The sequence below is a fragment of the Rhizobium sp. RHZ01 genome, from assembly GCF_014851595.1.
Lineage (GTDB): Bacteria > Pseudomonadota > Alphaproteobacteria > Rhizobiales > Rhizobiaceae > Rhizobium > Rhizobium altiplani.
Window position 1 is genome coordinate 70787 of sequence record NZ_JACUZZ010000027.1, and the last position, 21366, is coordinate 92152.

19 protein-coding genes and 3 pseudogenes are annotated in these 21366 nt (G+C 58.7%); 12 read left to right on the top strand and 10 right to left on the bottom strand.

The window, feature by feature from the left end; translation table 11 throughout:
* Positions 1–113: 113 nt before the first annotated feature.
* A complete protein-coding gene (locus tag IB248_RS24185) occupies positions 114–962 on the bottom strand; it encodes a ferritin family protein (RefSeq protein ID WP_192241789.1) in 849 nt (282 codons plus the stop codon).
* A 184-nt stretch (positions 963–1146) separates the two neighbouring features.
* On the opposite strand from IB248_RS24185, the gene IB248_RS24190 reads away from it, so the two are divergent.
* From IB248_RS24190 to IB248_RS24225, 8 genes are all read left to right on the top strand, one after another.
* Positions 1147–3357, top strand: coding sequence for a NosR/NirI family protein (locus IB248_RS24190; protein ID WP_246779293.1), 2211 nt, complete (start codon positions 1147–1149; stop codon positions 3355–3357).
* Positions 3358–3398: 41 nt separating this feature from the next.
* Positions 3399–5312 carry a TAT-dependent nitrous-oxide reductase gene (gene nosZ / locus IB248_RS24195; RefSeq protein ID WP_192241791.1) on the top strand — a complete coding sequence of 638 codons (1914 nt, stop codon included), beginning with the start codon at positions 3399–3401 and terminating at the stop codon, positions 5310–5312.
* Positions 5312–6679 (top strand): nitrous oxide reductase family maturation protein NosD, encoded by a 1368-nt coding sequence (locus IB248_RS24200; RefSeq protein ID WP_246733647.1) that lies wholly within the window; start codon positions 5312–5314, stop codon positions 6677–6679. The genes nosZ and IB248_RS24200 overlap by 1 nt, the downstream gene beginning before the upstream one ends.
* Positions 6676–7593 (top strand): ABC transporter ATP-binding protein, encoded by a 918-nt coding sequence (locus IB248_RS24205; protein ID WP_192241792.1) that lies wholly within the window; start codon positions 6676–6678, stop codon positions 7591–7593. The genes IB248_RS24200 and IB248_RS24205 overlap by 4 nt, the downstream gene beginning before the upstream one ends.
* On the top strand, positions 7590–8417 hold the full coding sequence (locus IB248_RS24210; RefSeq protein WP_192241793.1) for an ABC transporter permease: 828 nt from the start codon (positions 7590–7592) through the stop codon (positions 8415–8417). The genes IB248_RS24205 and IB248_RS24210 overlap by 4 nt, the downstream gene beginning before the upstream one ends.
* Positions 8414–8980 carry a nitrous oxide reductase accessory protein NosL gene (locus IB248_RS24215; protein WP_192241794.1) on the top strand — a complete coding sequence of 189 codons (567 nt, stop codon included), beginning with the start codon at positions 8414–8416 and terminating at the stop codon, positions 8978–8980. Before IB248_RS24210 ends, IB248_RS24215 begins: the two co-directional genes overlap by 4 nt.
* Complete coding sequence (locus IB248_RS24220; protein ID WP_192241795.1) at positions 8973–9965, top strand: FAD:protein FMN transferase; 993 nt, start codon at positions 8973–8975, stop codon at positions 9963–9965. The genes IB248_RS24215 and IB248_RS24220 overlap by 8 nt, the downstream gene beginning before the upstream one ends.
* 69 nt (positions 9966–10034) lie before the next feature.
* On the top strand, positions 10035–10469 hold the full coding sequence (locus IB248_RS24225) for a pseudoazurin (RefSeq protein WP_169681717.1): 435 nt from the start codon (positions 10035–10037) through the stop codon (positions 10467–10469).
* A 224-nt stretch (positions 10470–10693) separates the two neighbouring features.
* Here IB248_RS24225 and IB248_RS24230 read toward each other — a convergent pair whose 3' ends face one another.
* From IB248_RS24230 to IB248_RS24235, 3 genes and pseudogenes are all read right to left on the bottom strand, one after another.
* Positions 10694–11086 carry a hypothetical protein gene (locus tag IB248_RS24230; RefSeq protein WP_246779295.1) on the bottom strand — a complete coding sequence of 131 codons (393 nt, stop codon included), beginning with the start codon at positions 11084–11086 and terminating at the stop codon, positions 10694–10696.
* Positions 11082–11255: pseudogene (locus IB248_RS31930) on the bottom strand (Fic family protein); the annotation flags it as partial. The pseudogene IB248_RS31930 and the gene IB248_RS24230, both read right to left, overlap by 5 nt.
* Positions 11256–11452: 197 nt before the next feature.
* Positions 11453–12046, bottom strand: a pseudogene (locus tag IB248_RS24235) (SpvB/TcaC N-terminal domain-containing protein).
* 291 nt (positions 12047–12337) lie between these two features.
* On the opposite strand from IB248_RS24235, the gene IB248_RS24240 reads away from it, so the two are divergent.
* Complete coding sequence (locus IB248_RS24240) at positions 12338–12484, top strand: hypothetical protein (protein WP_169681721.1); 147 nt, start codon at positions 12338–12340, stop codon at positions 12482–12484.
* A gap of 15 nt (positions 12485–12499) precedes the next feature.
* Here the strand turns inward: IB248_RS24240 and IB248_RS24245 are convergent, their stop codons facing one another.
* The 4 genes from IB248_RS24245 to IB248_RS24260 form a co-directional block, all read right to left on the bottom strand.
* Positions 12500–13348: a PhzF family phenazine biosynthesis protein gene (locus IB248_RS24245; RefSeq protein ID WP_192241796.1), complete on the bottom strand. Its 849-nt coding sequence runs from the start codon at positions 13346–13348 to the stop codon at positions 12500–12502.
* A gap of 423 nt (positions 13349–13771) precedes the next feature.
* Positions 13772–14425: an HD domain-containing protein gene (locus IB248_RS24250; protein WP_192241797.1), complete on the bottom strand. Its 654-nt coding sequence runs from the start codon at positions 14423–14425 to the stop codon at positions 13772–13774.
* A gap of 88 nt (positions 14426–14513) precedes the next feature.
* A complete protein-coding gene (locus IB248_RS24255) occupies positions 14514–14885 on the bottom strand; it encodes an NAD(P)H-dependent oxidoreductase (protein ID WP_192241798.1) in 372 nt (123 codons plus the stop codon).
* 71 nt (positions 14886–14956) lie between these two features.
* Positions 14957–15826: a LysR family transcriptional regulator gene (locus IB248_RS24260; RefSeq protein ID WP_192241799.1), complete on the bottom strand. Its 870-nt coding sequence runs from the start codon at positions 15824–15826 to the stop codon at positions 14957–14959.
* Between the two features lie 106 nt (positions 15827–15932).
* Here IB248_RS24260 and IB248_RS24265 point away from each other — a divergent pair, with 106 nt between their 5' ends.
* Complete coding sequence (locus IB248_RS24265; protein WP_192241800.1) at positions 15933–17063, top strand: Gfo/Idh/MocA family oxidoreductase; 1131 nt, start codon at positions 15933–15935, stop codon at positions 17061–17063.
* 281 nt (positions 17064–17344) lie between these two features.
* Here IB248_RS24265 and IB248_RS24270 read toward each other — a convergent pair whose 3' ends face one another.
* Entirely contained in the window at positions 17345–17785 is a 441-nt protein-coding gene (locus IB248_RS24270) for a helix-turn-helix domain-containing protein (protein WP_192241801.1), read from the bottom strand.
* Positions 17786–17891: 106 nt separating this feature from the next.
* On the opposite strand from IB248_RS24270, the gene IB248_RS24275 reads away from it, so the two are divergent.
* Together IB248_RS24275 and IB248_RS24280 are read left to right on the top strand one after the other, a co-directional pair.
* Positions 17892–19136: an MFS transporter gene (locus IB248_RS24275; RefSeq protein ID WP_192241802.1), complete on the top strand. Its 1245-nt coding sequence runs from the start codon at positions 17892–17894 to the stop codon at positions 19134–19136.
* A gap of 392 nt (positions 19137–19528) precedes the next feature.
* Positions 19529–20725 (top strand): MFS transporter, encoded by a 1197-nt coding sequence (locus IB248_RS24280; RefSeq protein ID WP_192241803.1) that lies wholly within the window; start codon positions 19529–19531, stop codon positions 20723–20725.
* A 121-nt stretch (positions 20726–20846) separates the two neighbouring features.
* Here IB248_RS24280 and IB248_RS24285 read toward each other — a convergent pair.
* Positions 20847–21185, bottom strand: a pseudogene (locus IB248_RS24285) (integrase core domain-containing protein); the annotation flags it as partial.
* Positions 21186–21366 lie beyond the last annotated feature (181 nt).

Below are 21366 nucleotides of genomic sequence, written 5' to 3' on the forward strand. Positions count from 1 at the left end.
ACTCTTTGGGCAAAATATCACGCTCCAATGGACGGTGGCCTACGGCGTCACCATCTTCCGTTCATCCTCTGTGGAAGAATTCTAGTTTCGGATCGAACGTCCCTCGTATCATACTAGAGTTGGCGCCCTCGAAGAGCCCGGAGGCAGTGAATGACCTGCGAGGCGAACTCGCGGGCCCGACCGGCGTCTTTCTCGTCGGCCGCGCGATCTCCGATGTCGAGGTAGCAGTCTGCTAGGAATTCGCAGAGCGGCAGAGCACTTTCAACCGCCTTTCGTGTCGCCTTCCCCGGGCGCGGAGTGGTAAGTAGCGGGAATTCTCGCATCGATTTCGACCTCAGCTCGGCTTCTTTTGAAAGAGCCAGGAGGTCGTCGCCTCCGTCTGTCCTTGATAGTTCCGTCAACGATCTGAGCTGTCCAGACAATATCTGCTCAAGCATCGGCAAATCGCCTTTGTCGACCGTTAGAGTTTGATCTCGTTCCCGGTGAAATGCCAGTCGTCGCTCGCGTCTCAATGTTGCAACATGGCCGAGTTCCTCCCGGGCCATTCGTTCGGCTGCATCTCTAACGTCGTCCGACCCGGCATGGGCCGAGACGTAGGACCAGAACACGAACGCGCGTTCCTCGTTGCGAACGGCTATCGAGAAAGCGCGGTAGGCGCTCAACATCTCGGGAGCCACTTTCCCAGCTCCTTCGTCATCGAACAGGTGTTCCGGGGGATAGGCGGAAACCGCAAGTGTTTTGCATCCGAGTGCTTTCTCCCATTCATTCACTTTGCTCAAGTGCCCCTGTTCCTCGGCGACCAGCGCATCGAACACTGCCGCAAGCTCGGGGTGTCCCATCTCCGTCATTCTAAGACCGAGGGCGAGGTAACCTTCTATTGCTTCCTGTTCCATGGCACGACCAAGCGCCAAAAGCTCGTCCAACGACGCTAGATGCCAAGGATCGGAGGTCTTTGCTGGCATGCAGTCCACTCCTGTTAGGCCTTCCCCTTGCCGGATATAGGCCCATTAGAAACGCGTACGTTTTTCCAACGAGGAGTTGTCTTCGGCCGAGGTTAGGATACATTCTCATCTCGGAACTGCAAAGAAATCCAAGGCCAGCGCAATGAACTTTTCAAAGAAAGTTCGGTCGTCATGGTTAGCAAGCATGCTCGTGCTTGCGGTCGCGTTCGTCGGCCTCTCGTCCACAACCCCCGCATTCGCAGCCGGGCAGCTTCCCACCTTTCTTGAAAGAGTTCAGCCAAGCGAGCTTTTCGAGGGTGCCGACCGCTTCGGCGACACCGTGGGAGACCCCCCCATCGCGCCGGTCTATCGAGGTGACGTTCTGCTTGGGTATGTCTACCTCAATTCCGATTTTACCAGTTCGGTTGGCTATTCTGGTAAGCCGATCCACATCGCAGTTGGCATCGATCCGTCCGGAATTATCAGGGGCTTCAAGCTCATAGAACACCACGAGCCGATCGTCCTCGTCGGAATTCCCCAGGCCAAAGTCGTCGCCGCCTTGAATTCGATTATCGGCAAAGACCTTGGAAGGGTAGCCTCCGGGGCTGAGCGCCCGCCGGAGGTGGATATCGTCAGTGGAGCGACCGTCACGGTGCTCGTCATGGGCGACAGCGTCGTTCGCTCCGCCGTCAACCTCATCCGGAGCAAGCGCCTGGGCGCGAGCGGTCCGGCAGGTGTTAGACCTGTTTCAGTTGTCAAAACGCTCGACCTTTCGAGAGACCAGGCGAGCGACTGGCAGACCCTCCTCGGTGACGGCTCGGTCCGGAGCCTGCGGTTGACGGTTGGCGAGGTTTCGAAGGCCTTTGAAGAGGCCTCACATCCGGAAGCGGCTTCGCACCCGGAAACCGCGAACCCGGAAGACCGTTTCATCGATCTATACATTGCGCCTGTGAGCGTCCCCGCAATCGGCAAGACGCTCCTTGGAGATGTCGCGTATCAGCGCCTCGCCACCCAGCTCAAGCCGGGACAGTCCGCGATCCTCGTGGCCGGAGACGGGGCATACTCCTTTAAAGGCTCCGCCTACGTCCGCGGCGGCATCTTCGATCGCGTCGAATTGCTACAGAGCGGGCAAGGTTTGCGATTTCGCGATCGCGACCATACGAGGATCGCGGCTCTCGCGCCGTCGGACGCACCACGCCTGAGGGAGATAGCGCTGTTCGTTGTGCCGCCGGAATTCTCCTTCGAGGTGACCGAGCCGTGGGAGCTGGAAATGCTCGTGCAACGCAGCAGCACGGGCGCGCGCGACAAGTCCGTCATCCCCTATACGATCCCATACGCCCTTCCGTCCACCTACTACACCGTGACGCAGACCTCCTCGCAAGAGCAGGTCCCGGTCGCCGCCGCCGGGAAGAGCGATCCGGCGGAAGCGAAACCGGAACCCGGCGAGCCTCCGCTGTGGAAGCGCATGTGGGGTATGAACAGAGCCTCGATTGCGATCATCGTCGCTGCGCTCCTCGTCCTGACGGCAATCTTCTTCTTCCAGGACTGGCTGGTCAAACGTCCGAAGCTGTTCGGATGGATCCGTACCGGGTATCTCGTTTTCACCCTCGTCTGGCTCGGATGGTACGCGAACGCCCAGCTGTCGGTTGTCAACGTCTTAACATTCACGAACGCGCTGGTCACCAATTTCAGTTGGGAGTTCTTCCTCGCGGCACCGTTGATTTTCATCCTTTGGGCCGCGGTGGCGGCCGGTCTGCTGTTTTGGGGGCGCGGTCCGTACTGCGGATGGCTCTGCCCGTTCGGTGCGCTGCAGGAGCTGCTGAGCCAGGCTGCGAAGCGCCTCAGAATACCCCAGGTGAAAGTTCCGTGGGGACTTCACGAGCGTCTTTGGCCAATCAAATACATGACCTTCCTTGGGCTTTTCGGAATGTCGTTCTATTCGATGGCCTATGCGGAGATGCTCTCGGAGATCGAGCCGTTCAAGACCGCGATCATCCTGAAGTTCATCCGTGACTGGCCATTCGTTGTCTTCGCTTTGCTACTCCTCGTGGCCAGCCTCTTTATCGAGCGGTTCTACTGCCGCTACCTCTGCCCGCTTGGGGCGGCACTTGCCATTCCAGGTCGTATCCGGACGTTCGAATGGTTGAAGCGCTGGCCCGAATGTGGAACGCCCTGCCAGCGTTGCGCGAAGGAATGTCCGGTGCAAGCGATACACCCTGAAGGCCCCATCAACGTCAACGAGTGCATCTACTGCATGCACTGCCAGGAACTCTACCATGACGACCAGCGCTGTCCCCACATGATCCAGGTACGGCTCAAGCGAGAAAAGTTCATGGCGCTGTCAACTCCGGAATCGAGAGGAGAAAATAAACCACCAAAGACGCTCGTTACTCATAATGGAGAACCGGTCAAATAGGCACGCGACATATGCGGGCCGCACCCCAGGAGGCAAATACCATGTCGAATGAAGACAAAAACCTGCCCCTTTTCAACAGACGTCAACTACTGGGGACCACTGCCGTGGCTGCGGCCGCAGGAGCGGCGACGGCCAGCGGTGCGTTGGGCCTTTCGGGTGGGGCATCTCCAGCGATGGCCCAGGAACGCGCAAAGTGGGAGGTCAAACCTGGCGAGCTGGACGAATACTACACCTTCTTCTCGAGCGGCCAGTCAGGCGAAGTCCGCATCGTCGGTGTTCCGTCGATGCGCGAAATCATGCGCATTCCTGTGTTCAACCGTTGCAGTGCCACGGGATGGGGTCAGACGAACGAGAGCCTGAAGGTGCTTACGGAGAACATGCGGCCGGAGACGGTGGAGTTTCTCAAAGACCGCGGCGGCGTCTACCAGAACGGTGACCTTCACCACCCGCACCCATCCTTCACGGACGGCACCTACGACGGCCGCTATCTCTTCGCCAACGACAAGTCCAACACGCGGGTCTGCCGTATTCGCCTTGACGTCATGAAGTGCGACAAGATCATCGAGCTTCCAAACCAGCACACCGTGCACGGCCTGCGCGTCCAGAAGTTCCCCAAGACCGGCTACGTGTTCTGCAATGGCGAAGACGGTGTCCCGATCCCCAACGACGGCAAAGTACTGGACGATCCGAAGCAGTACCGCTCCATCTTCACCGCGGTCGATGGCGAGACGATGAAAGTCGCCTGGCAGGTCATCGTGGACGGCAACCTCGACAACGTCGATGCCGACTATCAAGGCAAGTACTGCTATTCCACCTGCTACAACTCAGAGGGCGGCGTGACCCTCGAAGAGATGATGAGCAAGGACCTGGACTGGGTCGTGGTGTTCAACCTCAAACGCATCGAAGAAGCGGTCGCCAACGGTGACTTCAAGGAAATCGGCGGCGTTCCAGTAATCGATGGCTCCCACGGTTCGAAGTACACCCGCTACATTCCGGTCCCGAACAGTCCCCATGGTATAAACACGGCCCCGGACGGCATCCACTTCGTGGCCAACGGCAAGCTCTCACCGACCGTCACGGTGTTCGACGTGCGCAAGTTCGACGACCTCTTCGACGACAAGATCGAGCCGCGCGACACAGTCGTCGCCGAAACTGAACTTGGGCTTGGGCCGCTGCACACGGCTTACGACGGGAGGGGAAACGCCTACACCACGCTGTTCCTCGACAGCCAAGTGTGCAAGTGGAACATCGAGGACGCCATTCGCGCGTTCAAAGGCGAGAAGGTCAATCCTATCCGCCAGAAGCTGGACGTCCACTACCAGCCGGGACACAACCACTCCTCGATGGGTCAGACCAAGGAGGCTGACGGCAAGTGGCTCATCTCGCTCAACAAGTTCTCGAAGGACCGCTACCTCAACGCCGGCCCACTGAAGCCGGAGAGCGATCAGCTCATTGACATCTCGGGCGACGAAATGGTGCTCGTTCACGACGGCCCCTCCTTCGCCGAGCCGCACGACGCGACGATCGTGCATGCGTCCAAGATCAATCCGCTCCATGTGTGGAAGCGCGAAGACCCATTCTTCGCCGAAGCGGTCGCTCAGGCCAAAAAGGACAATATCGACCTTATGGTGGACTCCGAAATCATTCGCGATGGTGACAAGGTTCGGGTTTACATGACGTCCGCGGCTCCCGCGTTCGGGCTGACGTCCTTCACCGTCAAGGAGGGCGACGAGGTGACCGTATACGTCACCAATATCGACGAGGTCGAGGACCTGACGCACGGCTTCTGCATCGTCAACTACGGCATCAACATGGAGATCGGGCCGCAGGCGACGGCATCGGTGACCTTCAAGGCGGCCAAGCCCGGTGTCTACTGGTATTATTGCACGTGGTTCTGCCATGCGATGCACATGGAAATGAAAGGTCGCATGATGGTCGAACCTAAGTCGGTATGATGGTGCGCGTGACGATCATAGCGATGGTGGCGTTCTGGGTCGCCATCGCCATCCCCGCCGAGGCCGCAGAGCGGATGGTCACACCTGCCGATAACCTGGCAGCGATCCTAGAGGCGGCATCGCCGAGGGACCGCATTACCCTGCAACCAGGCAAGCACAAGGGTCCCGTGAAGATCGTCAAGCCTGTGACGGTGGAAGGGGAGCCGGGGGCTGCGATCATAGGCGACGGAAAAGGCACCGTCGTTACCATAGACGCGGCGGGCGTCGTTCTCCGGGGCCTTGAGATCAGCGGATCGGGCACGAACCTCGAAGGCGCGGACTCGGGCGTGTTCGCGACCGAGAACGCGAAAGGTGCGCTCATCGAACGGAACAAGGTCACTGGAAACCTCTACGGCATCTACGTCCACGGGGCGACCGATTCTTTGGTCCGCAACAACACGGTCATCGGCCTGAAGAAGGGCCACCTGAGCGAATTGGGCAACGGCATCGCGGTTTGGAATGCGCCGGGTGCCAAGATCGTCGGCAACGACGTCAGCTTCGGCCGCGATGGCATCTTCACCATCGCGAGCAAGCGCAATGTGTTCAGCGGCAACAACTTCCATGACGTTCGTTTCGCGATTCACTACATGTACACCAACAACAGTGAGATCAGCGGCAACACGTCTACTGGGAACGCAGTCGGCTACGCGCTCATGTTCTCAAACAAGCTGAAAATCATCGGCAATGTGTCTGACGGAGACCGCGATCATGGCCTCGTGCTGAACTTCGCCAACGGATCGCAGATTGAGGAGAACACCGTCATCGGGCGGATGCAGCCCCAGAGCCGCTGGACAACGGCCGGGAACCGCGACCCCGCTGACAAAATGCCTTCAGACGATAGTCCAGTGAGCCCCGACGTCAGCCTCTCGGGCGAGCGACTGGGCCCGGAGAAGTGCGTTTTCATCTACAACGCCAACAACAACCGACTGAGGGGCAACAGGTTTGAAGGTTGTTCGATCGGTATTCACTTTACGGCCGGATCAGAAGGCAATTCTATGAGCGAAAACGCCTTTATCAATAATCGCACTCAGGTCAAATACGTGGGAACCCGGTATCTCGATTGGTCGGCGGACGGCCGTGGCAACTACTGGAGCGACAATCCGGCGTTCGACCTCGATGGAGACGGGATCGCCGACAACGCCTACCGCCCGAACGATGTCATGGACAAGGTGATGTGGACCTCTCCCCAAGCGAAGGTGCTGGCCACCAGCCCCGCAGTCCAGGTCATCCGCTGGGCTCAGGCTCAGTTCCCGGCCTTACTGCCGGGGGGCGTCGTTGACAGCCATCCCCTAATGGCACCTCCCCCCCAAAAGGAGCCGGTGCAATGACCGCACCGACCGCAACAATTTCAGGCGTCGCCAAGCGCTATGGAATCGTCCAGGCGGTCAAGGACGTTACTTTCGAGCTCAACGAAGGGGAAACCGTCGCGCTTGTCGGCCACAACGGAGCCGGAAAGACGACATTGATCAAGCTTATGCTCGGCCTGATCCGCCCCTCCGCGGGCAACGTGCTTGTTCTCGGGGAGGACCCCGCCAAAGGCGATTTTGAGGTTCGGAGGCGGCTCGGCTACCTGCCGGAAAGCGTGTCCTTTCACATGGCCTTGACGGGGCGGGAAACCTTGGCTTTCTACGCGCGACTGAAACGGGTTGAGGTTTCCGTGGTGCCGGAGCTTCTTGAGCGGGTCGGACTGGCTGCGGTTGCGGCCGACCGTCCGGTCCGGACCTATTCAAAGGGCATGCGGCAGAGACTTGGACTGGCGCAGGCGCTACTTGGCCAACCGCGTGTCCTGCTCCTGGACGAGCCTACGAGCGGTCTCGATCCGGCCCTTCGTAGAAGATTCTACGATATCCTGGGCGAACTGCGATCCGCTGGGACCACAATCCTTCTTTCGTCGCACGCACTCACCGAACTTGAAGGACGGGCCAATCGCGTGGTGATCGTCAACGAAGGCGTGAAGGTCGCCGATGGATCGCTGGAGACTTTGCGAACCCTTGCGCATTTGCCCACCCGCGTGAGCGTGAAACTTGCAGGCGGTGGTTCGCCGGTCGATTGGAAATTTGGAAGTGGCTGGAGGAAGACAGGTGTCGACACGGTCGAGACCGAGGTGACGGTGGAGGACAAAGTCGCACTCCTTCGAGAGGTCACGGCCAATCCTGCGGAGGTAGCCGGGGTGCACCTCGTAGAGCCGACACTGGACGATCTCTATGCCCATTTCCTTGGCGGGCGGAAGGCGGCCGAATGAAGAACATCCTTATCGTAGCCCGCAAGGAGATTCTGGAAGGATTGCGCAATCGGTGGGTGCTCGGGGCAACACTTCTCCTTGCAGCATTGGCGCTCACCCTCACTGCGCTGGGCAGCGCGCCGACGGGTAACGTCGGGGTCAACCAGCTCGACGTGGTCATCGTCAGTCTATCCAGCCTCACCATTTTTCTCGTGCCGTTGATCGCGCTCCTGCTCTCGCACGACGCGATCGTGGGCGAGATGGAACGCGGCACCATGCAGCTGCTTTTAAGTTATCCGGTCGGGCGCAATCAGGTTATTCTCGGCAAGTTTTTCGGGCATGTCGCCATCCTCGCCTTCGCGACACTCTGCGGCTACGGTGCCGCCGCATTGGCCCTCGCAATCACAAGTCCTGACATTGACGCCGCCAGTTGGCGTGCCTTTCTCGCCATGATCGGGTCGTCCGTGCTTTTGGGTGCGGTGTTCGTCGCTATCGGATACCTGGCAAGCACGATTGTCAGCGAGCGGAGCACGGCGGGCGGCATAGCCATCGGCATCTGGCTACTGTTCGTCCTGATTTATGACATGGCGTTGCTCGGCGCACTCGTCGCGGCGGCGGGGCACGCTCTTCCCTCCGGTCTTCTGGACACGTTTTTGCTGCTCAATCCGACCGACGTCTACCGGATGCTCAACCTCGGGTCTGGAGACGCAAGCGCTCTTTCCGGCCTGGGCGGCGTCGCAAAGCACTCCGGACTTAACGCCGTATTGATGATCGTAGCGCTTGTCGCGTGGACCATATTGCCGCTCGCGCTTGCCGCGGTCGTATTTTCGAGGAGGGAGCTATGACACGCGCTTTGGTGGTCGGGATACTGCTGTCGGCCTTTTTGCTTGGAGGGTGCAGGGAGGAGCAACGGGCCTCTCCGCCGCCGTTCGCCCTGACGTCGGAAGCAGTAGGCAGGTACTGCGGAATGAACGTGCTCGAACACCCCGGGCCGAAAGGCCAGATCATTCTCGATGCACAAGTTCCCGAACCCATCTGGTTCTCGTCTGCCCGCGACGCGCTGGCTTTCACAATGCTACCGGAAGAGCCGAAGGACATCGCGGCAATCTATGTATCCGACATGAGCAAGGCACCGAGTTGGGAAAAGCCAGGTGAGACGAACTGGATCGATGCACGAAAGGCCTTTTACGTCATCAGTAGTTCCGTGCGGGGCGGCATGGGGGCGGAAGAGGCGGTCCCCTTCTCCACGGAGGAAGCGGCACGGCAATTTTCCGTCAAGAACGGCGGGCGTGTCGTCGCATTCAGTGATGTCCCTCAGGCCTACGTGCTGGGTTCAGGCGGTGCCGATGCCGATACGACCACCCCCACAAACCCCGAGAAGAAGTTGGAAGGACATGGTCATGGCTAGAGGATACACTCGCCGCCGGGCTATTGCGATTATCGCCGCAACGGCGGGCTTGCCCCTTCTGACCAGTGCGGAACCTACGGCGACAGTCATCAGGTGGAGCGGGCAAGCCCTCGGCGCACCGGCAACGCTTATTCTAAACCACGAAAACCAGGTTCATGCCACGCGGTTGATCGATGCGGTCGTTGCCGAGGTTGCCCGGCTGGAAGCCGTGTTCAGTCTCTATCGCGACGAATCCTCGTTGTCCGAATTGAACAGGGTCCGTGCTCTGGTCGCGCCTCCGCGTGATCTGGTGACCTTGCTTGGCTCCTGCCAGGAATATTGGACCATGAGCGGCGGTGCATTCGATCCCACTGTGCAGCCACTGTGGTCTTTATATCGCGACCACTTCATGCAGCCGGAAGCTGATCCCTCCGGCCCGTCGGCCGAAAAGATCAGAAATGCGCTCGACGCCGTGGGCTTCGACGGCATCGAATTCAATAGGGATCGCATTATCCTGACCCGACCTAAGATGGCAGTGACTTTGAATGGCATTGCCCAAGGCTACATCACGGACAGGATCGTGGAATTGCTGAGAGGGGCCGGGGTGACTAGCAGTCTGGTCGACATGGGAGAAAGCCGTGCGATAGGTTCGAGGGAGAATGGTACGCCGTGGCGGATCGGCCTCGCAGAGCGACAGGACGAGTCTCCCGACGTGGTTCTCGAAATCACCAACAAGGCAGTCGCAACGTCGAGTGCGACGGGCTTCCATTTCGATGAGGCACAGCACTTCGGCCATATTCTCGACCCTCACACCGGAGGAGCCGCTGCCTTGTACAGGCGCGTGACGGTCATCACCGACAGCGCGACCACTGCAGATGCTTTGTCGACGGCATTCAGCTTGATGCACGAGACCAGTATTCGATCGGTGCTGGACCGCAGACAAAACGTGCAGGTCGACCTCGTCCGGGCGGACGGCGGCCATCACCGTTTCGAAACGCGAGCCTGAGGTGGCGCGACGGCTCGCGCTCGCTTTTTCCATAGCGCAAACAACCAACCACGAGAGGAGTACATGACCATGCGCCTTCTGAAAAATCTGACCGCGGCATCTATGCTTGCGGCAACCGCTGTTCCGGCGGCAGCTGCCGATTTCGAGGTTCACATGATGAACAAAGGGGCCGACGGAGTGATGGTATTCGAGCCCGCACTCACTAAGATCAAGCCGGGCGACACTGTGACCTTTGTGCCGATGGACAAGGGGCACAATGCCGAAACCGTAAAGGATATGATTCCTGAAGGCGCCGAAGCCTTCAAGAGCAAGGTCAATGAGAACCTGAAGCAGACCTTCACCGTACCGGGAGCTTACGTGATCAAGTGCACGCCGCATTTTTCTATGGGCATGGTCGAGGTTGTGGTGGTGGGTGATACCCCCGCAAACCTTGAGGCTATCAAGTCCGGAAAGCTGCCGAACAAGGCTCGCGAGCGCGTCGACAAGGCGCTTTCGCAGCTATAATCCTTCAGCTTTTAGGGTCGGCAGCAGAAGCTGTTCAAGGCGCAGTCGCCCGGCTGTCGTTGACCTGTGATCGTGCAGCTCATGGCAGCCCATCGCCTTGGGTATTGTCGCACAAGACATCCTCGACCACACGCTGGTCTTACTGCCGCAGCCATCACACCAATAGTAGCGATGGTGGATTGAAGTTCGCCCGTGTCGTCGGAACCCGAAAACTTGCCCACGCCTCACTGAAGCTCATGCGGCGGCGAAAAAGGGGCCCGACTCCGAACGCTGCCGGTTCCAACCTTCGGCATTACTGGGCCCTCCGCACCCGCTTCGACTGGGGCCGCCACAGCCGCCGTGATTGATCGCGCGATGGCCATCTGGGCGTCGAGAATGCTTCGACCCTTTATGTTGACGTCGTAGTCGCTCGACCACACGACTGCGCCGTCTGCCCCCCGGACCAGGCGTGCGATTGCTCGCATATCATCAGGCTCCAGGCGTATGCTACCTTGCAGAGTGTATGTCGTGTCGGCCTCATTGGTATTGGCATTTCCGTCCTCGGCGATAACGATCAGCCCATTGAACTTCACGAGATTGACCACAATTTCGTTTGTCAGCCCGCTCAGGACTACCATCCAAGCGCCCGAGCGCGCGCTCGGCCAAGCTGAGACGCTCCAGCAATGAAAGCACATCAATCGCCGGCTCGGGCGGCAACGGTGGGGGTACGAACGCCCGTACTGTTTCATTGGCAGCGATCGTCTCGACGAAACGACCCAACCGATGTTTGGATTGGGAATCTGACATAACCCAGTATCAGCCGCGCCCGTTATTTAAGCAAGGCGCACTTAATTTAATTAAGCAGCGGATTTAGATAAGAGCGCTTAATTAACGTGGGAGACATTGAACTCTGGAGCACTGATCTAGAGTAATCTGCGTAAGGGCACAAATGCGATGGCCAGGCAGCATTCAAAGTATTACATCCTTTCTTAAAGCATTGCCTCCTAGCGCCAATGCACATCGCGAGGACTGTCGCTCCTGGTCCACCGCTCGATCCGCGCGATCTGCGCGCCGACCCGCGGGCGATAGCGCCGCACTCAGCCGTCGTCATGGACGATGGGGCGGCCGTCCTCGAGCGCCAGCTCGCCGCCGGGTGTTCTGCGAAACTCGGGAACCAGATCCTCGACGTCCGACAGGGTGAAGGTGTCGCTGTCGGTTGCTTCCTCGTAGCGCGGCAGCCCCTTGTCCGTCTTGCGCCTGATGGCGGGAAGATCAAGCTCCCAGCCGAAGCCGTACGGGGAATTGCCGGCGCCCGAGTCGTACGCCAAGGCGAGCGAAGGTCCGAAACCCGAGCGGCCAGGGCTCAGGGCCAGCGGCACGCTCAGGGTACCCGTGCCCGTCACCGGGTTAGTCGCGAACTTCTCACCGATGCCGCGGATGGCGCCGCCGCCCTTGGGCAAAAGCGACGGACGGTGGAACGACCACGATCGGCTTTCGGAGGCCGGGACCGCGGTAGCAGTGCGTTTGGACGCCGCCATCAGCCAGACAAAAGCGCGCCGCCATCGATGTGGTCGCCTTACGGGCTGCCGAGCTACCATGTCGTCCAGGACGTGCCGTCGCTCAGGGTTATTGGCGACGGTCTCTGGCAACGCGTGAAGATGCGTAAGGAAAACTGGCGCGATGGCTAGGACAGAGCGTCATCCCGCTGGGCCGGGGGTTCAGTCCGCACACGTGCCAAGAATTGGCGTCATCAGTTGCACATGTGCATCGATCCGCTAAAGAACCTCCGCGGGAACGGCCTCTCGCTCTGGCTGCGATCGCCATAGTTTATTCACCCGCGCGACGGTCTCGGCAACCGCTCTGAGAACGGCAGCTTCCCGGCGTGCGCGATGATCGTCGTCCGTGACACCGTCATGGGTTTTGACATGCCGCACGAGCAGCTATCCGCGCGTGTGATTTTCGAAGTAACGATAGCTCATCTCAAATCCGACTTTGCGAAAATCATCGATAGCGATGCGATCATGGCGGCCAGCTAGCTTATAACCAGCACTTTAAAGGGATGCGACGCCCTCTATGCAAGTTGTAACGTCGCCACCGACCCAGATCCGATCTTCGACCAGCTCCACATGAACACGTCCTTCCCGTCCAAGGACGGTACCTTGGCTGGCAATGTATGATGAAGAAGCGATGCCGTTACCAATCAACCATTGAGCGATGCCTGCATTTAAGCTGCCGGTTACCGGGTCTTCAAAACCGGCCGCGGAAAAGGCACGCACCTCGAAATCCGCTTCCCGCCCATCCTTTGTTAGATCCCAGGGGGCAACGACACCGACCCGTAATCCAGACAGGATGGCGAAATCCGGACGAAGCGCGAGGACGTCAGCCCTGGATCGCAGTTGGACAGCGAGCCAGCCAGGGCCATTGTCCACCCAGTTGGCATCGACGATGTCATCGGTTGTCAATCGCAGACCTTTGAGGACTAGCGTCAGTGTGTCGAGTTCCACCGGGCCTGATCGCCGCAGTTCGGGGGCTTCGAAAGAAAGTCGTCCATTGTTGCGCCGAATGTGGACTAGTCCCGCCTCGCACTCCTGGACAATCTCACCACTCTTTGGCCTTCCACCGGACGACAGCCATGTGTGGCAGCTCCCCAAAGTGGGGTGGCCTGCGAAGGGCAACTCAGCAACAGGTGTAAAGATGCGAACGCGGTAATCGGCATCTACCGACCTCGGCTGTAGAAGGAAAGTCGTTTCGCTAAGGTTCGTCCAGCGCGCGAAAGCAGCCATCTCAGATGCGGTCAAGGAATCTGCTCCAATGACAACCGCCAGCGGATTGCCCAGCAAAGCTTTGGAGGAAAAAACATCAACCTGCTGGAATGAAAATTTAGTGATTTCGTGTCTCATTACGATGTCCTGGTGCCTTAATGTATGCAGCGTTTTGGGGCAGATTGGTTTAACGCCCGGTTTGGGGCAGCATTTGTCGCTATTTATAGCGCAATCAGGTCGTCCCACCCAATCGCTGGTGACGTCCGTTTTGGGGCAGCGGCTCCGCCGCAGGCGGGACCCCGACCCGCGAATGGTTAGGGAGCAAAGCCGCTCGATCGCGCTGTTAATACCGGCATTTCCCCCACGTCCATCATTTCAGCTGTACGGTGGGAGACATCGCCCAAAGGGGATTCAGGACCCATGCCCACAAAGAAGGAGCACCGATCGCCTGTTGCTCTGGAACAGCGCGACGTAAGCGCCGACCTGGTTTTCGACACCGGCAGCGCCTGAACGACAATCGTCCCAGACCGCGGAAGTGCTGTGGCCGAGATGACCACGGCATCACGCGTCCGCTTTCGACGCAGGCGCTGGGGCAAGGATGCCTCGCTCGACAGCAAGTTCTATGAGCCTTGTGCTGAGGCTTCCCAAGGTCTCGGAGGCCACGCCGATCGGCCGCATACGTCGATGCACGTCGGTTGTCGTGACACCGGCGGCGGGCCAGGTGCCGCCGTCCGTGAAGAAGTTGTGCAACAAGGGCTGCAAGCGATCGATGGCGTTTGCGAACCGTGATTCCGCAGAAACCTTCGCCTCGAATTCGTCCCACAGCGCCCGGAACTCTTCCGCCTGGTCCTGGGGCAGCAATGCGAATATCCGCTGGGCAGCCTTCAGCTCCCTTTCGGCCTGATTGGCGGCACCGACGCTATCGTAGGCAAAGGTGTCCCCGGCATCGATCTCCACGACATCATGGATGAGCAGCATCCTGAGCACACGCAGAATATCGACAGGTTCGTCGGAATGCTCAGCCAGCACCATCGCCATCACCGCCAATTGCCATGTGTGCTCGGCGTCGTTCTCGACGCGCGAGCGATCCAGCAGAGGGGTTCTGCGCAAGACTGTCTTCAGCTTTTCGACTTCCAGAATGAAGGCCAGTTGCTCGGCAAGGCGCTGATTGCCTAGGAGGCATCCGATAGAATCCGCAGTCATTTGAATGGTCACATCAATACTCCATGGCGTTCGACACCCGCTGTCCATCGAGCTTCGGATGGTTCTGTATCGGCCCGTAGACAGTTTGTCGTGGATCCAATTAGCCTTGAGCGCATGCGAAGGAAAGATGCCCGAAACTCTCGGGTGAAGCGCCTGAGCGGAACGACGCAAAATGAGCCTTGATCGCATTGGCCGTTTTCACCCTTGCTCCCTGGACGGCAGCCGTCCCGGATCCCGTTTCCTGAACGGAAAAGAACGACAGGTCGCTCAATCCACCGGTCGCCAGGATGGTCATCAGATAGGGCGTCAGGAAATCCGGCCGACGCGCCTGCTCGCCGGAAAATCGGCCGCCGGAGGCAATGGCGACGAATACCGGACGATCCTCAAGCAGGCCGACCTTCCCGCCGGCACCGATCGTGAAGGTCCGGCGGGTAGGCGGCCGCGTCTCAAGAGGGACGATTGCTTCGGTCACCTTTTGACTAGCTACTTGACCAAGACGATCCTACTTGTTGAGCGGTCCTCGGTCGCCCTCGCCAGAAATCCCTATCGGACCGCCAGATTAGGATAATCGGAGACGACAGCTAATACGAAATCCATCACTGCGCGCACCGCTGGAGTTTTTTGCAGGTCGCCGTGAACCACTAGCCATATGTCGCGCGCAAAGTACGGAGCGCCCTCCTCGATCCGAACGAGATCGCGGTCGCGTTCACCGATAAAACAAGGCAGGGCTGCTACGCCCACCCCAGCCCGCACCGCGATCAGGTGCTCACTTGAGTAAGTCAGTTCGCAAACGACCGGGCGCCCGCCGGCAATACCAAGCAACCACGATTGTGCTGGCGTATCGGCAAAAGTTTGGTCCCAGGCTATGAACTCCCAGCGTTCGGGTGCGGCTAAATGTGCATAGGATCGGTGCGCATAGAGGCCGAAGGCCATTGTGCCGATCTTCCGCGTGACGCTGCCGGTTTCATCCGGCCTGACGAACCGCACAGCGACATCGGCCTCCCGCCGGCTGAGCGAAACACGCTGTGCTTGCGCAGAAAGCGAGAGCCGGATATCGGGATACTCCGCCCGGAAGCGGGTCAAACGCTCTGTCAGAAGATGCGTGACGAGCACTGGCGGCGCGCTGAGTGTGATCCTGCCAAAAAGCGGGACATGAGCGGCTTTCGCCAGACGAGCGATGCTATGGGCCGAAGTCTCCATCTCCAAGGCCCGCTCGAACACCTGCCTGCCCAAGCTAGTAAGGCGGCAGGATCGCGGCAGGCGATCCACCAGCTTCACGTCAAGTTCAGCCTCCAGCGCGGCAAGCCGCCTGCTGACAGTCGCGTGGTCGACCTTTAGGCCGCGGGCAGCGCCAGATAGCGTACCGCTTTGAGCAACGGCAAGGAAATGACGGATGTCTTCCCAGTCGACCATCTGTGCAAAATCTCCATGATCCTTTGCACATATACCGAATTTTCGCAGGGAACGCATCCAGGTAGTTTTCGGGCATCAGGATTTTTACCACGAGAGAGCGAGCATCATGACCGGACAACGTTTCAAAATCGGCATCGTTGGCGTGCAGCCTGGAAGAAGCTGGGCTGCGCGGGCACACATTCCCGCATTGCGAACGCTCTCGGACACCTTCGAAATCGTTGGGATTGCCAATTCCAGCAAAGCCAGTGCTCAAGCCGCCGCAGACGAGCTGGGAATTCCGAAAGCCTTCGCCAGCGTTGCCGAGATGATCGCCGCGCCAGACGTCGACATTGTCACCGTCGCGGTGAAGGTACCCCCGCACCTTGAAATTGTGAAAGCTGCGATCGAAGCGGGCAAACATGTCTATTGCGAATGGCCGCTTGGCAATGGACTGGCCGAAGCCCGCGAAATGGCGTCTCTCGCCAAGGCAAAAGGAGTGCTGGGAGTGGTCGGGACTCAGGCGCGCATCGCGCCTGAGATCGACTATCTGAGACATTTGATCCTCGACGGCTTTGTCGGTGAGGTGCTGTCGACCACCTTGGTCGCGCGAGGCGGAACTGCACTGGGCGGCGGCACCATCCCTGACACGAAAACCTACGGGTATTTGCTGGACCGCGCCAATGGTGCAACTCTGCTCACGATCCCCCTGGGGCACACACTGGCGGCGCTAAGGGATGTGCTTGGCGAAGTCGCGGAAGTTTCTGCCGTAATGGCAACACGGAGACCCACGGCGATGTCAATCGACACCGGCGAAATGCTACCAGCATCGGCACCTGACCAGGTTTTAGTGAGTGGGATTTTGGCCAGCGGCGCCCTCATTTCGATTCACTATCGCGGCGGCGCATCGCGGGACGGCAATGGATTGTTTTGGGAAATTCACGGGACGGAGGGCGACATTCGGGTGTCAGGTTCATCCGGCCACATACAAATGGTGCAGCTTTCACTGACGGGTGGACGCGGCGCAGAGAACGCATTTCGTGCGCTTGAGATTCCGGCCTCATACCGAACCGGTTGGCCTGAGGACGTGGAAGCTGGGAATGTCGCACGTCTCTATGCCAGAATGGCCAAGGATCTGCGGAACGGCACTCGTACTGCACCAAGTTTCGAGGATGCGGTCGGAATACACCGGGTTATCGACGCAATCGAGAGAGCGGCCGAAAGCGGATATCGAGTCGCGCTAAGCAGCCACGGAGCATAACTTCGGTACCATGGGCTGCGAAAATCTTTTGGCATGCTTTGGTCAGTCGGATAAGCGACACACTTAGGCAACAAAAGCAGCGGGGTTTTGCTTGGTCAGCAACGTAGCCCCACCCGAGTAGAATTCTTTCGCACAGTGCCCGTTCGCCTTTTCTGCGTCCAGCGCTGCACCTGCGTGACAGAACCCCCACGACCGCTGTTGGCGGCCGAAAGGCGAGATTGACAGTAGACCGCTCTGCACCCGCAAGCAGCGGTCATACACACGCTCGTTCCCGAGCGACATCAGCCTGTTACCTGAGTGTCGCTCCAGACAAGAGAGCGACCATCGGCGGATCGGACCTCAAGCCGAGCGACTGGCGCGCGTTTTTCTCGGTCCACAAGCGAGGAACGATCCTCCCCGTCAGTGAACAGGTAATCTTCACCCCATTGTCGGAGTGCAACGATAACGGGGAACAGACCGCGTCCCTTTGCCGTGAGGACGTATTCGCGGTATGCGGTTCCATCCGAGGCTGGCACGGTTTCGAAAATCCCTCGCTTCCCAAGGTCGCGCAATCGGGTCGACAACACCCCTTTGCTTATGCCCAGCCCGTTCTGGAACTCGCCAAAACGACGCTTGCCGTCGAAAGCGTCGCGGATGATCAAAAGCGACCACCAGTCGCCGATTGCATCAAGAGAACGCGCGACCGGGCACCCGGCATTCCAAAGACTAACCCGTTTCACCATCGCTATCGATCTCCAATCCGGAAGCTGGTTCTATCTTAGAACTAGCTTTGAGGTGAGCCAAGTGGTTTCAACGTCAAACGAGTTGAAGCCACGAGGAGCAGCCACGATGAGCGAGAACACAGCAGATGCCGCGAACAGGGTTCCAGCACATGGGTTGTCGAGAGCACAGACGCTGATCATCGCGGTGGCAGCAGGCATGAGTGTGGCCAATATCTATTACGCTCAGCCCCTGCTCGATCTCATGGCGCATGACCTCGGCATCTCGTCCTCCAGCATCGGTCTTGTCGTCACGCTGACGCAAGTCGGATACGGGCTGGGCTTGATCTTCATCGTGCCGATCGCCGATCTCACCGACCGCCGAAAGCTTACCATCATCCAAGGGCTGCTTTCGGCGATCGCTCTTATCGTGGTGGCGACGGCCGGGGCCAAGACGATACTGTTCGCTGGCATGAGCGCGGTCGGATTGCTGGCTGTTCTCGTTCAGATACTCGTTGCCCAGGCCGCGGCCCTGGCGACGCCGGTTCAACGCGGCGGTGTGGTAGGCACGGTCACCAGCGGCGTCGTAACCGGCATCCTCGCAGCTCGATCCGTTGCCGGCACGATTGCCGATTTCGGCGGATGGCGGACGGTTTATCTGACATCTGCGCTGCTCACGGTCGCGATGGTTGGTATCCTTGTGCGGGTGCTGCCACGGCGAGCGGCAGAGCGGCATTCCGAAACATATCTCAACGCTCTCGTCTCCGTTCCATCCACGTTCCTGCGCGAGCCGATTCTGCTCTTTCGAGGCATTCTCGCGCTTCTGATCTTTGCATCCTTCAGCACGTTCTGGACCTCGCTGGTGCTTCCACTCAGCGCTCCGCCATTTTCCTATTCCCATACCTTGATTGGGCTGTTCGGATTGGTTGGACTGGCAGGCGCGATTGGAGCAACATCCGCTGGAAGACTTGCAGATAAAGGCTACGGTCGATGGACGACCGGAATTTCTCTTGCGCTCCTGCTCGCATCCTGGGGTCTGATCGCTTTCCTTCCACTCTCCATTTCAGTGCTGTTAGTTGGCGTGTTCGCGCTCGACTTGGCAGTCCAAGCCGTCCACGTGACCAACCTCAGCGTCGTGGTGAGCGTGCATCCGCACAAGAGTGGCCGCCTAATTGGAGGCTACATGATCTTTTACTCGATTGGCAGCGCTCTGGGTGCGATCGCCGCAACGGCAACCTACGCGCGGTACGGCTGGTCGGGGATTACCATCTTGGGAGCAGCTTTCAGCGGGTTTGCGGTCGCAGTGTGGATCTCCAGCCAGCTTTTCAGCGAACGCAGATCGAACAATCGTTCGGTCGAATGTCCCCACGGATGAGAGCTTTGGGCCGATAGCCAGATGCAGCCATATCCTGACTGTCACCATAAGCAGCCACTGCAATAGCATATCAGCCGTGCTGTTCGGCATTCGGTCTAGCGTTCAGTCGGCTTCTCGCCAGCGTTCGCTCGCGAGCGAGTTTACATGGTCAACCGGCCCGGTTGAGAGCCTCTCTCCGGGGCCCGGCCAGCGACCGTGTGATGGTGGAAATTCTCGGTATGGCACAGCGGTGCCGGAGCGGGGGTGGTCCACCTCATCAGGTCAAGGTCAGCAAGATTCGGGTGGTTTGCCTGGTGCTTTTATCGCCAACACTCTGCGGCGATAGAGAGTTAAGCGTGAGTGCCACGCCGATTGGCTCAATCGCATTGCGACACGAACGCTCGGAGTAAATGATGAACAAAGAGATATTTAAAAATGTAACGCAGCAACAAGAGTTACGAGGATGGGGGGGAGTTTGGTCACTATGCTTCGGAACCTTTGCTTTGGTATCGAGTGAACTCGCGCCGATCGCTGCTCTTCCTGTCATAGCTCGGGACTATGCGATAGACGCGGGATCAGTTGGCCTTGCAGTAACGCTTCCGGCCCTCGCGGCGGCCATCGCGGCACCTCTTTTCTGTTGGTCACAAGCAGACCGAAAGACGCTACTGCTGGCAATGATGCTGCTTACGTTCGTTGCCGATATGGTCGGCGCATTTAGTGGTGGTCTCACGCTTCTTTTGTTAGGGCGGTTAGTTCTTGGAGTATCTATCGGTGGCTTCTGGTCGATCGGAGCGACTTCCGCCGCGAGGTTGGTGCCACAGCATCTAAAAGGTCGAGCAATTGCGATCGTGTTCGGCGGAGCTTCCGCCGGCAGCGTCATCGGGTTGCCGCTTGCGTCCGCCATTATACAGGCACAAAGTTGGCGAGCAGCTCTCTTGGTTTTCGGCACTATCGCGATTTCCATCGCACTAGCCCAATTGTTTTTGCTTCCAAAACTGCAACCACAGAACAAATTCCATTATTCTTCTCTTTGGGAGCTTCTCCGCATACCAAATTTCGCCGAGGGGCTGGCCGCAACCTCTCTTTTAATTTCGGGCCATTTCATTGCCTACACTTTCCTCGCTTCTCTCATTGGGGAATTGCAAGTACCCAATGGAATTTCTCCATGGGCGTTCTTTGCTTTTGGATGCGCAGGACTTATATCAAACACCATATCTGGAGAATACGTACAAACGTATTTTCGCCAAATGGCGCTGTTGTACTCACTTCTACTAGGTCTTTCACTGCTTGCGCTTACCCTTACTCACAGCTCTCTAGTGGCCGCATTCAGTATAATCGTGTGGGGAATTGCGTTCGGAGGTATTCCCATCTGCTTGCAGGTTTGGTTGCTAACGGCCGCTCAGGATCGCCGCGAAATCAGCGGAGCGGCGTTCGTCAGTGTCTTTCAGATTTCTATCGCGGTGGGAGCGCTCGCTGGCGGGTTTCTCAACGAGAGATTCAGCATTCAAGGCAACATGGTCGCAGGTTGCGCACTCGCGGGGACGACAGCAGCGCTTATCGTCATCGGCCGAATTGCGAAACGTCTTTCCGGCGAACTGAGCCGATCATAGGCGGGTCGTTCAAAAGATCTGACTGCTTACGAATTGGCCAAGATGTGAAGCGTCTGTACGAAAACCACGGCCTTCCAACTTAGAGGTAGCTCGGTTTGTCTGAACAGTTTTGGGCATTTCGCTAAGTGGATTTTCTCCTTGATTGTGCCGCGACTATCATTGGTGTCAGCGCGTTGAAGTAGGCCTGATCCGGCGTCTGCCGGTCAAGGGACGAATGTGGGCATCGGCTATTGTAAAAGGTCAGATATCGGCCGATGCCGACGCGGGCCTCGGATACTGTCTTGTCGGCGTAGAGGTAGACTTCCTCGTATTTGATCGAACGCCAGAGCCGTTCAACGAACACATCGTCCCGCCACGCACCCTTGCCATCCATCGAGATGGCGATTTCCGCCTTCTTCAGCACGGCCGTGAAGTCCACCGAGGTGAACTGCGATCCTTGGTCAGTGTTGAAGATATCGGGGTCGAAAGCCCGTCCCGCGGCGGCGGGTGGACTGTCAAGTGGCGTGGCGCGGAAGGTGGGAAGTCTTCTCGGGTCCGCTTACGGACTGGCGCCGAAGATGGACCGGCTTCACGGGCCGCTTGACCGGCCTGGCCGGCGATGTCATGGGGCGGATACAAACATGCGGCCCGGAACGGGCCGG

Bases quoted from the DNA above. Each gene is read 5' to 3' on its own strand.
- IB248_RS24265 (WP_192241800.1), top strand. From the start codon at position 15,933: ATGACCGGACAACGTTTCAAAATCGGCATCGTTGGCGTGCAGCCTGGA.
- IB248_RS24240 (WP_169681721.1), top strand. From the start codon at position 12,338: ATGATCGTCGTCCGTGACACCGTCATGGGTTTTGACATGCCGCACGAG.
- IB248_RS24275 (WP_192241802.1), top strand. From the start codon at position 17,892: ATGAGCGAGAACACAGCAGATGCCGCGAACAGGGTTCCAGCACATGGG.
- IB248_RS24200 (WP_246733647.1), top strand. From the start codon at position 5,312: ATGGTGCGCGTGACGATCATAGCGATGGTGGCGTTCTGGGTCGCCATC.
- IB248_RS24230 (WP_246779295.1), bottom strand. From the start codon at position 11,086: ATGGTAGTCCTGAGCGGGCTGACAAACGAAATTGTGGTCAATCTCGTG.
- IB248_RS24280 (WP_192241803.1), top strand. From the start codon at position 19,529: ATGAACAAAGAGATATTTAAAAATGTAACGCAGCAACAAGAGTTACGA.
- IB248_RS24205 (WP_192241792.1), top strand. From the start codon at position 6,676: ATGACCGCACCGACCGCAACAATTTCAGGCGTCGCCAAGCGCTATGGA.
- IB248_RS24215 (WP_192241794.1), top strand. From the start codon at position 8,414: ATGACACGCGCTTTGGTGGTCGGGATACTGCTGTCGGCCTTTTTGCTT.
- IB248_RS24245 (WP_192241796.1), bottom strand. From the start codon at position 13,348: ATGAGACACGAAATCACTAAATTTTCATTCCAGCAGGTTGATGTTTTT.
- IB248_RS24185 (WP_192241789.1), bottom strand. From the start codon at position 962: ATGCCAGCAAAGACCTCCGATCCTTGGCATCTAGCGTCGTTGGACGAG.
- IB248_RS24270 (WP_192241801.1), bottom strand. From the start codon at position 17,785: ATGGTGAAACGGGTTAGTCTTTGGAATGCCGGGTGCCCGGTCGCGCGT.
- IB248_RS24225 (WP_169681717.1), top strand. From the start codon at position 10,035: ATGCGCCTTCTGAAAAATCTGACCGCGGCATCTATGCTTGCGGCAACC.
- IB248_RS24210 (WP_192241793.1), top strand. From the start codon at position 7,590: ATGAAGAACATCCTTATCGTAGCCCGCAAGGAGATTCTGGAAGGATTG.
- IB248_RS24220 (WP_192241795.1), top strand. From the start codon at position 8,973: ATGGCTAGAGGATACACTCGCCGCCGGGCTATTGCGATTATCGCCGCA.
- IB248_RS24260 (WP_192241799.1), bottom strand. From the start codon at position 15,826: ATGGTCGACTGGGAAGACATCCGTCATTTCCTTGCCGTTGCTCAAAGC.
- IB248_RS24190 (WP_246779293.1), top strand. From the start codon at position 1,147: ATGCTCGTGCTTGCGGTCGCGTTCGTCGGCCTCTCGTCCACAACCCCC.
- nosZ (WP_192241791.1), top strand. From the start codon at position 3,399: ATGTCGAATGAAGACAAAAACCTGCCCCTTTTCAACAGACGTCAACTA.